The organism is Xanthomonas translucens pv. undulosa (genome assembly GCF_017301775.1).
Classification (GTDB): domain Bacteria; phylum Pseudomonadota; class Gammaproteobacteria; order Xanthomonadales; family Xanthomonadaceae; genus Xanthomonas_A; species Xanthomonas_A translucens.
This window is the reverse complement of record NZ_CP063993.1, coordinates 4508919-4522834: the sequence shown is the minus strand read 5'-3', so window position 1 is coordinate 4522834 and position 13916 is coordinate 4508919. Positions and strand designations below refer to the sequence as shown.

Sequence of the window (13916 nt, the reverse complement as noted above, 5' to 3'; positions counted from 1 at the left end):
GGGGACGCCAGTCATCGCCGTGCCGAACAGCCACCAGCCGCTGTCGCCCTCACTGTCGCTCTCACTGTCGCGCGGCATCGCGTGGCGGCCCGCCGCCGTGCTCGCGCTATGCGCCTGCATCGGCGCCGTGGCGGCGCAGGAATACAGTTTCCGCAACTACGCCCAGGCTGACGGCCTGCAGGGCCTGAGCATCAACTGCCTGTACGCCGATCGGCACGGCGTGGTCTGGGCCTGCACCGAACTGGGCCTGCACCGCTACGAACGCGAACGCTTCGAGCAGATCGGCGCCGATACCGGCTTCGGCAGTCCACTGGTGCATGCGATCGCCGAGGATCGCCGGCAACGCATGTGGGTCGGCACATCCAATGCGCTGTACGTCGGCGACGGCCGCCGCTTCGCCGCGGTTCCCGCGGCCGACGGGCGACGCCTGCGGGTCGACCAGGGCCAATCGCTGGCGGCGTTCGGCGACGACATCGTCGTGCTCAGCGACAAACGGCCGCTGCGGATCTCCGCAGGCGCCGCTGGCGACTGGCAGGTTGCAGCGCTGCGCACGGCCGACGCCGCGCCGCTGACCGAGGTTTACAGCGTCACCGCGATCGGTGAGGCGCTGTGGCTGGGCTGCGGCCGCCGGCTATGCCGGCTGGATGCGCAAGGCCACTTGCGCCGGCTCGGCCCCGCCGACGGCGTTCCCGAGGATATCTGGCTGGCGCTGCTGCGCGACCGCAACGGCACGCTGTGGGCGCGCAGCATCCACCACATACTGGCCTGGCCGGCCGGCGCGGCAGGCTTCAGCGAACGCGCGCCGCCGCCGGGTAGCGGCTTGTCGACCATGGCGGTGGGCATCAACCTGGTCGAGGACGCCGCCGGCCGGGTGCTGACCCGCAGCGACACCGGCCTGCTGCGCTGGGACGGCGGGCAGTGGCGCGCCTTCGAGCGCGCGCAGGGGCTGGAAGCGCTTGCGCCCAACATTGCGCCCCTGCTCAGCGATCGCCAGGGCCGCCTGTGGATGGGTACCCGCGGCAGCGGCGTGCAGCGCTGGCTGGGCTATGGGCTGATCCAGCATTGGGAGGAACCACAGGGACTGGCGACCGCACCGACCTGGTCGATCCTGCGCAGCCGCGGCGACGGCCACCTGTACGTCGGCAGCGAAATGGGCGCCAACGTGCTCGACCCGGTCAGCGGCCGCATGCTGCCGCTGACCGACGCCGACGGGCAGGCGCTGCGGCAGACGGTGCAACTGGTCGATGGGACCAACGGCACCCTGTGGCTGGGGCAGTCGTCAGGGCGGGTGTTGCGGCTGGACCGCGGCAGCGGCCGCATGCGCGAGCAGGCCAAGGTGCTGTCGGCAATGAAATGCATGTTCTTCGACGATACAGGCACACTGTGGATCCTAACCAGCCGCGGCCTGTTCCTGCTGCCGGCGGGCGGACGCAGCGCACAGCCGGCGCGCGATCTGCCGCGCGACCAGTTCGTCGGCGGCGGCTACGATGCGCGCCACCGCTTATGGCTGGTCGGCCAGAACGGCCTGTACCTGCGACAGGCGCAGGGCTGGCAGTCGATCCGCCCGCGCGGCACGGACCTGCCGGACGCGGAACTGGGCAAGTTCAGCATCAGCGCCAACGACGAGGTGTGGCTGTCGTTCGGCGATGTCGGGGTCTGGCGTGGGCATTTCGACCCGCGCAGCGCCAGCGTGTCGCTGCGCAAGGTCCACGACCCGCTGCTGGCGCGGATCGTGCCCTACGTGCTGCACCAGGACCGGCAGCAGCGGCTATGGATCGGCAGCAGCCAGGGCTTGGACCTGTGGTCGGGTGGGCGCTGGATCCGGGTCACCCAGGCCGATGGCTTGCTGTGGGACGACACCTCCGAATCGGCGTTCTTCCAGGACGCCGACGACTCGGTGTGGATCGGCAACAGCAAGGGCGTCAGCAAGATCCTGGACCCGACGCGGCTGTTCGCCGTGCGGCCGCTGTGGCTGCAGTTGCTGCGCGCCACCCGCGCCGGCAAACCGGTCGCCGCCGGCGCGCAGCTGCCGTGGTCGCAGCAGGCGATGGAGTTCGCCTTCTCGGCCCCCGGCGCGGTCGGCGGCAGCGACACCATCGGCTTCCGCTACCGCCTCGAGGGCCTGCAGGAGCGATGGGCCAGCACCCAGCAGTCGCATCTCAGCTACACCCTGCTGTCGCCCGGCCATTACGCGCTGGAGGTGCAGGCGCTGGACGAACGCCAGCGCACCCGCAGCAATGTGGTGCGCCTGCAGTTCACCATCCTGCCGCCCTGGTGGCGCAGCCCGCTGGCGTGGATGGCGTACGCGCTGGCCGCGGCGCTGCTGCTGACCGCGGTGTGGCACTGGCGGGTGAAGCAGCTGCTGAGCCGCGAGCGCACCCTGGCGCGGCTGGTCGCCGAGCGCACACGCGAACTGGAACACGACAAGCGCGAACTGGAACGGGCGCGCGCCGCGCTGGCGCTGAAGGCGGTCCGCGACGACCTGACCGGCCTGCTCAACCGCGTCGGCATCCTCGACGCATTGGCCGTGCAGATGCAGCGCAGCCGCAACGACGGCAGCGCGCTGGCGGTGGCGATGATCGACCTGGACCACTTCAAGCAGATCAACGACCGCCACGGCCATCTGATCGGCGATGCGGTGCTGGCGCGGGTCGGCCGGCGCATGAACGCGAACCTGCGCGGTGCCGACCTGATCGGCCGCTACGGCGGCGAGGAACTGCTGGCGGTGCTGCCGGGCCTGCTGCCGCCGGCGCACAACCGGTTGCAGGCGCTGCACCAGGTGATCGGCGCCACACCGTTCCTGACCGACGCCGGCCTGCTCGAGATCACCGCATCGATCGGCGTGGCCTGGCACCGCCCGGGCGAGACCCTGCAGCAGTTGCTCAGCCGCGCCGACGAGGCGCTGTACCGGGCCAAGCATGGCGGCCGCAACCGGGTCGAACTGCACCTGGACCCGCAGCCGGGACACGCCGTGCCGCGCTGAGCGTTTGCCGCTCAAGCCCAGCCGCAGCGCGGCCGATACCAAGGATTGTCGCGCCCTGCGCGCGTGCATCGCCATGGCCGCCTGCCGCGGCGGACAGGGCGCGGCAATGCGCGCGCTTCTTCTCCACTTCCCTGCCCGGTGCCGCACGCGATGTCGCATTTCCTGCCAGCCCCCGTTAATGACTGCCGCGGCGCACGCGGCGGCTGACGGCCGCGGCATGCCCGCGCACCGCCCCGGCCTGCGGACGCTGCAGGCCCTGCTGCTGTGGCTGGCCCTGGGGCTGCTGCTGGGCGACGGCGCGCGCGCGCAGTCGATCCCGTTGCGCCGCTATGCGCACGACCAGGGCCTGCTCGGCCTGGCCAACACCTGCCTGCTGCAGACCGGCAACGGCAGCCTGTGGGTCTGTAGCGAGAGCGGACTGTACCGCTTCGATGGCCATCGCTTCGAACAGGTCCCGCTGCAGGGACAGCGCGGCCATTCCATCAGCGCCGCGAGCGAGGACGCCGAGCATCGGCTATGGGTGACCACCTTCGATGCGGTCTACGTCGACGACGGCACGCAACTGCGGCGACTGGCGCCGGAGGAAACCGGCGCGCTGCACAGGAACAAGCTGCGCCTGGCCAACCCGCGCTGGGGCATGGTGCTGCTCAACGGCACGCAGGCGTTGCGCGCCGTGGCCAGCGCCGGCGGGCGCTGGCGGCTGCAGCCGCTGTTCGACGCAGCGACGCTGGCGCGGCTGCCGCAGCTGGGCAAGATCGGCGAAGCGCAGAGCGAAGCCGACAATCTGTGGCTGGGCTGCGACCAGGAGCTGTGCCGGGTCGCCGCCGACGGCTCGGTGACGGTCTACGGCCAGGCGCAGGGCCTGCCGCCCGACCGCTGGCGCGGCGTCGTGCACGACCGCGACGGCGCGCTGTGGCTGCGCGGCGACCATCACCTGATGCAATTGCCGGCCGCGGCCGAGCGTTTCGTCGCGCAGCATCCGCCCGGCGGCGCGCCCCTGCGCCAGGTCGTCGGGCAGGCGCAGCTGCTGCTCGACCCGCAAGGGCGGGTGCTGATGCGCAGCGGCCAGAGCCTGCTGCGTTGGGAGCATGGCCATTGGCGCCGCTTCGACCACAGCAACGGCCTGCCCGACGGCGGCATCACAGTGCTGCTGTTCGACCACGCCGGCGACCTGTGGATGAGCGTGGACGGCGAAGGCGTGGTGCGCTGGAACGGCTACGGCTGGATCGAAAACTGGGACGTCACCCAGGGCATGAGCACCGCGCCGACCTGGAGCATCCTGCGCAACAGCGAAGGCGCACTGCTGCTTGGCAACGAAGCCGGGATCAACCGCCAGCGCCGCGCCGACGAACGCTTTCAGCCCTGGCTGAGCGATGCCGGTGCGCAGGTCCTGGGCCTGCACAACGCGGCGGACGGATCGTTGTGGAGCCTCAGCGCGCTGGGCGAGCTGCGCCATCACGACCACCAGGGCCGGTTGCTGCGCAGCTACCCGCGGCTGCGCGTCTCGATCAGGCGACTGTTCCTGGATGCCACCGACAGGGTCTGGATCCTCACTACCGATGGCCTTTACCTGCTGCGGCCACAATCGGACGACATGCCGCAACGGGTGCAGGCGCTGCCCGTCAGCGAATACTCGGACATCCAGCAGCGCCGCGACGGCAGCCTGTGGCTGTCCGGCGCGGTCGGCGTGTTCCGGCTGCGCGGCAGCACCTGGACTCCGATCCGGCTGGAGCTGGACGGCAAGCCGGCGCAGCCGTGGGTCAGCAAGCTGCTGATCCGGGAAGACGGCCAGGTCTGGGCCGCGCTGTACAACCCGGGCGTCTGGCAGGGCCGGCTCGACGGCGACACCCTGCAGTTGCGGCCGAGCGTGCAGCCGGAACAGCGCGAGCTGCAGATCTACCTGATACGGCGCACCCGTAACGGCTGGATCTGGATGGGCCACAACCAGGGCGTGGACGTCTACGACGGCCGCCACTGGTCGCGCCTGAACCAGTCGCAAGGGCTGCTGTGGGACGACATCTCCGAATCGGCGCTCTTCGAGGACCACGACGGCTCGTTGTGGATCGGCACCAGCAAGGGCGTCAGCCATATCCTGGCCCCGCAACGCCTGTTCCAGGCCAACGCGCCAGGGGTGACGCTGAGCGAATTCAGCCGCGGCGGCCATCCGATCGCGGCCGGCGCGCGCCTGCCCTGGAACGAGGAGCCGCTGCACATCGAGGCCGGTTCGCCGGACCTGTACGACGACCGCAATCGGGTCTCGCTGCGCTACCGCTTAGAAGGCGCGCATACGCGCTGGATCCACACGCCTAACTTCGAGATCGAGCATCCGCCGCTGGCGCCGGGCGACTACACGTTTGAACTGCAGCTGCTCGACGCCTACCGCCACAGCGCCTCGGCGCCGGTGCGGGTGGCGTTCTCGGTGGCGCCGGTGTGGTGGCGCAGCCAGACCATGCTAGCGCTGTACGCGCTGCTCGGCGGCGGGCTGGCGATCGCCGCGCTGCATTGGCGCGAGCGCCGCCTGCGCCAGCGCGAGCGCCACCTGGCCGACCTGGTCGCGCTGCGCACCCAGGAACTGGAGCACGACAAGCGCGAACTGGAGATCGCCCGCGCCGCCCTGGCGGTGAAGGCCTCGCACGACTCCCTGACCGGCCTGCTCAACCGCGCCGGCATCCTCGATGCGCTGGCCGCGCAGATGCGCCACAGCCTGGCCGAAGACTGGCCGCTGGCGGTGGCGATGATCGACCTGGACCACTTCAAGCGCATCAACGACACGCACGGCCACCTGATCGGCGACGCGGTCCTGACCAAGGTCGCGCAGCGCCTGAACGCCAATCTGTGTGAATCGGACCAGATCGGCCGCTACGGCGGCGAGGAATTGCTGGGCGTGCTGCCGGGGCTGCCGATCCCGTCCCACGAGCGGCTGCAGAACCTGCGCGTGGCGATCGCCGGGCATCCAATACGGGTCGGCAAGCAGAGCCTGACGGTCACCGCCTCGATCGGCGTGGCCTGGCACCGGCCGGGCGAGACCCTGCAGCAATTGCTGGCCCGCGCCGACCAGGCCCTGTACCGGGCCAAGCATCTGGGCCGCAACCGGGTCGAACTGCAGCAGCCCTAGATCCTGCGCGAGCGGGCCGCGCGGTTCGACAACGGCGCGACGGCTCGGGCCTGGCAGGCCGCCGGACGAATGGTATGGTCCTTGCAGGAAGCTGGGTCGAATCCCCTGCCCGGCTTGCCCCACCGCCATGTCCGAAAACGAAGAAGGCGCCGAAAAAACCGAACAACCGACCGACAAACGCCTGCGCGAGGCGCGCGAGCAGGGCAACATCCCGCAGTCGCGCGAACTGGCCACGGCCGCGGTGTTCAGCGCCGGCATCTTCGCCCTGATGGGCATGTCCGGCTCGCTGGCGGCCGGCGCGGTGACCTGGATGAAGGGCGCGCTGCGCCCGGATCCCAGCCTGCACGACAACCCCGACGCCCTGTTCGGCCATTTCGGCGAACTGCTGCTGGGGCTGCTGTGGGTGGCGCTGCCGCTGGTCGGCATCTGCGTGGCCGCAGGCTTCGTCGCGCCGATCCTGATGGGCAGCCTGCGCTTCTCCGGGGCGGCGCTGATCCCCAAGTTCGAGCGGCTCAACCCGATGGCCGGGCTGAACCGGCTTTACGGCATGGAAAGCCTGGCCGAGCTATTCAAGTCGATGCTGCGCATGGCCTTCGTCGGCGGCGCCGCCAGCCTGTGCATCTGGAACAACGTGGACGGCCTGCGCAGCCTGATGCGGCACCCGCTGGAACAGGCGATCGGCGACGGCCTCGGCTTCACCCTGAACCTGCTGCTGTACACCGCCGGCGCGCTGGCGCTGCTGGCCGCGATCGACGCGCCGTACCAGAAGTGGAACTACACCCGCAAACTGAAGATGACCCGCGACGAAGTGCGGCGGGAAATGAAGGAGAGCGAGGGCAGCCCGGAGGTCAAGGGCCGCATCCGGCAGATGCAGATGCAGCTGTCGCAGCGGCGGATGATGGAGGCGGTGCCCAGCGCCGACGTGGTGGTGGTCAACCCCACCCACTACGCGGTGGCGCTGAAATACGAGAGCGGGCGCATGCGCGCGCCGACCGTGGTCGCCAAGGGCGTGGACGAACTGGCCTTCCGCATTCGCGAGATCGGCGAGCAGCACCGCGTCGCAGTGGTGTCTGCGCCACCTTTGGCACGCGCCTTGTATAGGGAAGGGCAACTCGGCAAGGAAATTCCCGTGAGACTGTATTCGGCCGTGGCCCAGATCCTCTCCTACGTCTACCAGCTGCGCTCCTGGCGCAGCGGGCCGATGCCGCCGTTGCCGCCGCTGGAGGTCGATGAATTCGCCCCGGGGAGCAAGCCGTGAGCCAGCCCGCCGCGCAAATGAACACGCGCAAGATGATGGACATGATCAAGCACGGCCTCGGTGCGCCGGTGATCGTGGTGGCGATGCTGGCGATGGTGGTGGTGCCGCTGGCCGCGCCGGTGCTGGATGCGCTGTTCACCTTCAACATCGCCATCTCGCTGATGGTGCTGCTGGCGGTGGTCTACGTGAAGCGGCCGCTGGAGTTCAGCATCTTCCCGATCGTGCTGCTGATGACCACCATGCTGCGCCTGGCGCTGAACGTGGCCTCCACCCGCGTGATCCTGATCAACGGCCAGGACGGCCACGGCGCCGCCGGCAAGGTCATCGAGGCATTCGGCGAGTTCGTGATCGGCGGCAACTACGCGGTCGGCATCGTGGTGTTCGCGATCCTGACCATCATCAACTTCGTGGTCATCACCAAGGGTGCCGGGCGCGTGTCGGAAGTGACCGCGCGCTTCATCCTCGACGCCATGCCCGGCAAGCAGATGGCGATCGACGCCGACCTCAACGCCGGCCTGCTGACCCGCGAGGAAGCCAAGGCGCGGCGCGAGGAAGTCCGCGAGGAAGCCGACTTCTACGGCTCGATGGACGGCGCCAGCAAGTTCATCCGCGGCGACGCCATCGCCGGCATCCTGATCCTGTTCATCAACTTGATCGGCGGCATGGCGGTCGGCGTCCTGCAGCACGGCATGCCGGTGGCGCAGGCCGCGTCCACCTATACCCTTCTGTCGATCGGCGACGGCCTGGTAGCGCAGCTGCCGGCGCTGCTGGTGTCCTCGGCGGTGGCGATGCTGGTCACCCGCGCCTCGCGCTCGCAGGACATGGGCGCCTCGATGATGGGCCAGGTGTTCGGCCAGCACAAAGCGCTGGCGGTCGCTGCGGCGATCCTGGGCCTGGTCGGCCTGGTCCCGGGCATGCCCAACGTCGCTTTCTTGACGCTGGCGCTGATCCTGGGCCTGCTGGCGTGGAAAATGTGGAAGCGCAGCCTGCTGCCGGAAGAGGCCAAGCCGGATCCGGCGCAGCAGGCCGCCACCGCCGGCGCGCAGGCCAGCGCCGAACTGGGCTGGGACGAACTGCGCCCGATCGACCCGCTGGGCCTGGAGGTCGGCTACCGGCTGATCCCGCTGGTGGACAAGACCCAGGGCGGCGAACTGATGGCGCGGATCAAGGGCGTGCGCCGCAAGCTGACCCAGGACATCGGCTTCCTGATCCCGCCGGTGCACATCCGCGACAACCTGGAACTGCCGGCCAACGCCTACCGCCTGCTGGTGCACGGGGTGCCGGTGGCCACCGCCGACATCCATCCCGACCGCGAACTGGCGCTGGACCCGGGCGGCGCCCTGGGCAAGATCGACGGCATTCCCGGCAAGGATCCCGCGTTTGGCCTGGACGCGATCTGGATCCAGCCGCACCAGCGCGCCCAGGCCGAGACCATGGGCTACACCGTGGTCGATCCGGCCACGGTGATCGCCACCCACCTGTCGCACCTGATCCGCGAGCACGCCCCGGAGCTGCTCGGCCACGAGGAAGTGCAGCAGTTGCTGGCCACGCTGGCCAAGAGCGCGCCGAAGCTGGTCGAGGACCTCACCCCCAAGGCGCTGCCGCTGTCGGTGGTGGTGCGCGTGCTGCAGAACCTGCTGATCGAGAAGATCCCGGTTCGGCAGCTGCGCAAGATCGTCGAAGCGCTGGTCGAACAGGCCCCGCAGAGTCAAGAACCCGGCGTGCTCACCGCCGCGGTGCGCAACGCGCTGGGCCGGTTCATCGTCCAGGAAATCTCGGGAATGTCCGCCGAACTGCCGGTGTACACCCTGGCCCCGCAATTGGAACGTGTCTTGCAAGACTCTACGCAAGGCAACGGTGCCGCGCTCGAACCAGGCTTGGCCGAGCGACTGCACCAGAGCCTGGCCGAATGCGTCAGCAAGCAGGAAGCGCGCAACGAACCGGCCGTGGTGCTGGTGCCGGCGCAAGTCCGCGCCGCGCTGGCCAGGCTGGTCCGCCACAGTGTGCCCTCGCTGTCGGTGCTGTCCTACAGCGAAGTACCGGAAGACAAGCGGCTGAAGCTGGTGGGAACGATTAGTTGAAGCCGGGACCCGGGACTAGGGACTCGGGACTCGGAAGCGCAACGGTCAGGAATCGGAATAGACAAATGAATTCTCGTAAACACATCCACATCCAAACGCGATCGCAAGCTGCGGCCCCCAAGCTGTTGCCGCGTCCCGGGTCCCGAGTCCCGAGCCCCGCCCCGAAGGTATCCGCATGAAAATCAAACGCTTCGTAGCTCCCGACATGCGCACCGCGTTCCGTATGGTGCGCGACGAGCACGGTCCGGATGCGGTAATCCTGTCCAACCGGCGCACCGACGAGGGCATCGAGATCGTCGCCGCCAGCAACTACGACGAAGCGCTGGTGCAGCAGGCCCTGGACGCGGCGCGTCCGGAAGAGCCGGCGCCGCGGCTGCAGGTGTCGGCCGCCAACCCCGCGCCGCGTGCGGCCAAGTCCGGCGCCACGGCCAACCCGGCGATGGCGATGATGGCCGCGATCAGCGAGCGTCGCTCCCCGGCTACGGCCGGCATGGCCCAGCCGGCGCCGGCGCGGCCGCTGACCCAGCCCGCCGCAATCGCCGTCTCGGCGATGCCGGCCGGCACCGCACCCGCACCGAGCCGTCCAGCCGCCGCGCCGCAGGCCCCTGCCCCGGCTCCCGCCGCCGCGCCCTTCGCCGAATTCCGCATTCCCGAGGACGTGTTCCGCAACGCGCCGATCAGCGTGCCGATGGCAAGCCCGTTCGCCGCAGCGGCCAGCGCCGCTGCGAGCGCCGCCGCCGTGCCGGCCTGGCTCGAGGACATCGCCGCGGTGTCGCTGAGCCCGGCCACCACGCCGGGCGCCCCGACTGCGCCCAGCGCCGAACCGATCGTTGCCGCGACGGCGCCGGCCCCCGTTGCCGCCAGCGCCGGGATCCTGGCGCTGCCGGCCCTGACACCGGTGCCGAGCTTCCCGGCAGCGCAGAACGACGAACAATTGACTCAGCTGCGCGACGAACTGGCACTGATGCGGCAGATGATCGAGCGCGAAATGAACCGGCTCACCGACGAGCGCCTGCGCGGTTCGCCGGTGCGCGCCCAGGCGCTGGAGCTGATGGACGACTACGGCTTCGACAGCGGCCTGATCCGCGACGTGGTCATGCAGATCCCCGCCGACCTGGAGCTGCACCGCGGCCGCGGGCTGATGCTGGGGCTGCTGTCCAAGCGCCTGCCGATCGCGCCGCTGGATCCGATCGAGGAAGGCGGCGTGATCGCCCTGATCGGCCCCACCGGCGCCGGCAAGACCACGACCATCGCCAAGCTGGCCTCGCGCTTCCTGGAACGCCACGCCGCCCGCGACGTGGCCCTGGTCACCACCGACACCATCCGCGTCGGCGGCCGCGAACAGTTGCACAGCTACGGCCGCCAGCTCGGCATCGCCGTGCACGAGGCCGACAGCGACGCCGCCCTGCAGCAGCTGCTGGAGCGCCTGCGCGACTACAAGCTGGTGCTGATCGACACCGCCGGCATGGGCCAGCGCGACCGCGCCCTGGCCGCACAATTGCACTGGCTGCGCGCCTCGCGCGTGGTCCGGTCCTTGCTAGTACTCCCTGCCAACGCGCATTTCTCCGACCTGGACGAGGTGGTGCGCCGGTTCGCCGGCGCCGATCCACAGGGGGTGATCTTGACCAAGCTGGATGAAACCGGGCGGTTTGGCAGTGCCCTGTCGGTGGTCGCGGACCACCGGCTTCCCATCACCTGGGTGACCGATGGTCAGCGCGTGCCGGACGACCTGCACCGCGCCAACGCCGCCAGCCTGGTATTGCGCCTTGAAGATTTGCGGCGCGCTGCCGATAAGCCCTGTACTCCGGAGCAGAACCATGCCGTCGCGTGATTACGCCAATCTCACCAATGCCTTCCCCCTGTCGGCAACCCGCAGCGAACCGCTGGGTCCGCTAGGCCCGGTGCGCACGATCGCCGTGACCGGCGGCAAGGGCGGCGTGGGCAAGACCAACATCTCGGTCAACCTGTCGATGGCGCTGGCCGACATGGGCAAGCGCACCCTGCTGCTGGACGCCGACCTTGGCCTGGCCAACGTCGACGTGCTGCTCGGACTGACCCCCAGGTTCACCCTGGCCGACCTGGTCGCCGGGCGCTGCACCCTGGAAGAAGTGCTGATCGACATGCCCAACGGGTTGATGGTGGTGCCCGCCGCCTCCGGCCGCCGGCACATGGCCGAACTGCCGCCCGCGCAGCACGTCGGCCTGGTCAACGTGTTCTCCGAGCTGCAGCGCGACCTGGACATGATGATCATCGACACCGCCGCCGGCATCACCGACAGCGTGCTGACCTTCTGCCAGGCCGCGCAGGACGCGGTGGTGGTGGTCTGCGACGAGCCGGCCTCGATCACCGACGCCTACGCGCTGATCAAGGTACTGTCGCGCGAACGCGGCGTGGACCGGATGCAGATCGTCGCCAACATGGTCCGCGACCCCAACGAAGGCCGCCTGCTGTACGACAAGCTGAGTCGGGTATGCGAGAAGTTCCTCGGCGACGTGTCGCTGAACTATCTGGGCTGCGTGCCGCAAGACGACTGGCTGCGCCTGTCGGTGCAGCGCCAGCAGCCGGTGGTCAAGGCCTACCCGTCCAGCCCGTCGGCGCAGGCGATCGCCGAAATCGCCCGCCGCACCTCGCGCTGGCAGGCGCCGACCGCGCCACGCGGCAACGTCGAGTTCTTCGTCGAACGGATCATCCAACGGGGAGTCGCCGCATGAACGCCGCCGCCCAGTACCGCGCCGTGCAGCGCAACAGTTCCAACGACTACATCGCCCAGCATTCGGACCTGGTGCGGCGCATCGCCCACCACCTGGCGGCGCGGCTGCCGGCCAGCGTCGAGATCGACGACCTGATCCAGGCCGGCATGATCGGCCTGATCGAGGCCTCGCGCAGCTACGACGCCGACCAGGGCGCCTCGTTCGAGACCTACGCCTCGATCCGCATCCGCGGCTCGATGATCGACGAGATCCGCCGCGGCGACTGGGTGCCGCGCTCGGTGCACCGCCGCGCCCGCGACGCCGCCTCGGCGGTGCGCAAGATCGAACAGAGCACCGGCCGTGCCGCCGCCGCCAACGAAGTGGCCGCCGCGATGGATATGCCGCTTCCCGACTACATGCGATTGATGGAAGATGCCGCACGCGGCCAGGTGCTGAGCCTGGAGTCGCGGGTCGAAGACCATGGCGAGCTGGACACCATCGCCAAGGGCGGCCCCAATCCGCAGCAAATGCTGGAACGCAGCGAGTTCGGCCGCGAGCTGGGCAAGGCGATCGGGCAGTTGCCCGAGCGCGAGCAGCTGGTGCTGTCGCTGTACTACGAACAGGAATTGAACCTGAAGGAAATCGGCGCGGTGCTCGGTGTCAGCGAGTCGCGCGTCTGCCAGATCCACGGCCAGGCCACGGTACGCTTGCGCGGACGCTTGAAAGCGTTCGAAGCGGCAGACGCCGGCCTGGAAGACGAAGAATAAGACCCAAGGGAGTTAGCGGTGAACAAGAACATGCGGATTTTGATCGTGGACGATTTCTCGACGATGCGGCGCATCGTCAAGAATCTGCTCGGCGATCTGGGCTTCACCAACACTGCAGAGGCCGAAGACGGCAACAGTGCGCTGGCGGCACTGCGCTCGGCACCGTTCGACTTCATCGTCACCGACTGGAACATGCCCGGCATGACCGGCATCGACCTGCTGCGCAACGTCCGCGCCGACGACAAGCTCAAGCACCTGCCGGTGCTGATGGTGACCGCCGAGGCCAAGCGCGAGCAGATCATCGAAGCGGCCCAGGCCGGCGTGAACGGCTACATCATCAAGCCGTTCACCGCGCAGACGCTGCAGGAGAAGCTCGGCAAGATCTTCGAGCGCATGGGAGCGACCGCCTGATGCAAGCCACCGCCGAACGCAGCGCCCTGATCGAACGCCTGCAAGGTGCGCTGGACGCACTGGAGCGTGGCGACGAAGCCGCCTGGCGCAAGGAAATCGACACGCTCGCCGCCTGGCGCACGCGGCCGATGATGCAGGGCCTGAGCCGGCTGGCGCGCGACCTGGGACAGGCGCTCGGCGAGCTGCCCACCATCCCTTCCGAAGCCGGGGAGCTGGACGATGCCTGCTCGCGCCTGGACCACGTGGTGGCGATGACCGAACAGGCCAGCCACCGCACCCTGGACCTGGCAGAGGAATGCCGCGCGCTGGCCGATCAGCTGCGCGCCGGCGGCCTGACCGGCGACCAGGGCGAGATCCTCGACAAAATCCGCCACAACCTCACCGAGATGGCCCTGGCGCAGAGCTTCCAGGACCTGACCGGGCAGATCATCCGTCGCGTGGCGACCATCGTGCGCCGCGTACACGAGGGCTTCGGCGCGCTCGGCCTGCCGCCGAAGGACGACAAGAAACCCGACGGCGGCCTGGCCGGCCCGGCGCTGGCCGGTCTGGACCGACACGGCGTGTCGCAGGACGACGCCGACGATCTATTGTCCGGATTGGGGCTGTAACGC

The 13916-nt window shown here is 69.6% G+C and carries 9 protein-coding genes; all 9 read left to right on the top strand.

The annotated features are described in order from the left end of the window. Positions 1-19: 19 nt before the first annotated feature. The 9 genes from ISN38_RS19330 (at position 20) to ISN38_RS19290 (ending at position 13913) form a co-directional block, all read left to right on the top strand. Complete coding sequence (locus ISN38_RS19330) at positions 20-2983, top strand: ligand-binding sensor domain-containing diguanylate cyclase (RefSeq protein ID WP_241753970.1); 2964 nt, start codon at positions 20-22, stop codon at positions 2981-2983. Positions 2984-3200: 217 nt separating this feature from the next. After that, the gene (locus tag ISN38_RS19325; RefSeq protein ID WP_068873455.1) at positions 3201-6098 is read left to right on the top strand and encodes a diguanylate cyclase; all 2898 of its coding nucleotides are present in this window, start codon (positions 3201-3203) and stop codon (positions 6096-6098) included. A gap of 127 nt (positions 6099-6225) precedes the next feature. Beyond that, entirely contained in the window at positions 6226-7356 is a 1131-nt protein-coding gene (gene flhB, locus ISN38_RS19320) for a flagellar biosynthesis protein FlhB (protein WP_003469342.1), read from the top strand. Positions 7357-7373: 17 nt separating this feature from the next. Further along, entirely contained in the window at positions 7374-9437 is a 2064-nt protein-coding gene (gene flhA, locus ISN38_RS19315) for a flagellar biosynthesis protein FlhA (protein ID WP_139115954.1), read from the top strand. A 175-nt stretch (positions 9438-9612) separates the two neighbouring features. Beyond that, the gene (flhF, locus tag ISN38_RS19310; protein ID WP_058358782.1) at positions 9613-11268 is read left to right on the top strand and encodes a flagellar biosynthesis GTPase FlhF; all 1656 of its coding nucleotides are present in this window, start codon (positions 9613-9615) and stop codon (positions 11266-11268) included. Beyond that, the gene (locus tag ISN38_RS19305) at positions 11255-12148 is read left to right on the top strand and encodes a MinD/ParA family ATP-binding protein (protein ID WP_003470192.1); all 894 of its coding nucleotides are present in this window, start codon (positions 11255-11257) and stop codon (positions 12146-12148) included. The genes flhF and ISN38_RS19305 overlap by 14 nt, the downstream gene beginning before the upstream one ends. Beyond that, positions 12145-12894, top strand: coding sequence for an RNA polymerase sigma factor FliA (locus ISN38_RS19300; RefSeq protein ID WP_003470191.1), 750 nt, complete (start codon positions 12145-12147; stop codon positions 12892-12894). Before ISN38_RS19305 ends, ISN38_RS19300 begins: the two co-directional genes overlap by 4 nt. An 18-nt stretch (positions 12895-12912) precedes the next feature. After that, on the top strand, positions 12913-13305 hold the full coding sequence (gene cheY / locus ISN38_RS19295) for a chemotaxis response regulator CheY (protein ID WP_003470190.1): 393 nt from the start codon (positions 12913-12915) through the stop codon (positions 13303-13305). Continuing rightward, positions 13305-13913 (top strand): protein phosphatase CheZ, encoded by a 609-nt coding sequence (locus ISN38_RS19290; RefSeq protein WP_003470189.1) that lies wholly within the window; start codon positions 13305-13307, stop codon positions 13911-13913. Before cheY ends, ISN38_RS19290 begins: the two co-directional genes overlap by 1 nt. Positions 13914-13916 lie beyond the last annotated feature (3 nt).

Coding starts and splice junctions, on each gene's coding strand:
- ISN38_RS19305 (WP_003470192.1), top strand. CDS start 11,255: ATGCCGTCGCGTGATTACGCCAATCTCACCAATGCCTTCCCCCTGTCG.
- ISN38_RS19290 (WP_003470189.1), top strand. CDS start 13,305: ATGCAAGCCACCGCCGAACGCAGCGCCCTGATCGAACGCCTGCAAGGT.
- ISN38_RS19325 (WP_068873455.1), top strand. CDS start 3,201: ATGCCCGCGCACCGCCCCGGCCTGCGGACGCTGCAGGCCCTGCTGCTG.
- ISN38_RS19300 (WP_003470191.1), top strand. CDS start 12,145: ATGAACGCCGCCGCCCAGTACCGCGCCGTGCAGCGCAACAGTTCCAAC.
- flhB (WP_003469342.1), top strand. CDS start 6,226: ATGTCCGAAAACGAAGAAGGCGCCGAAAAAACCGAACAACCGACCGAC.
- flhF (WP_058358782.1), top strand. CDS start 9,613: ATGAAAATCAAACGCTTCGTAGCTCCCGACATGCGCACCGCGTTCCGT.
- flhA (WP_139115954.1), top strand. CDS start 7,374: ATGAACACGCGCAAGATGATGGACATGATCAAGCACGGCCTCGGTGCG.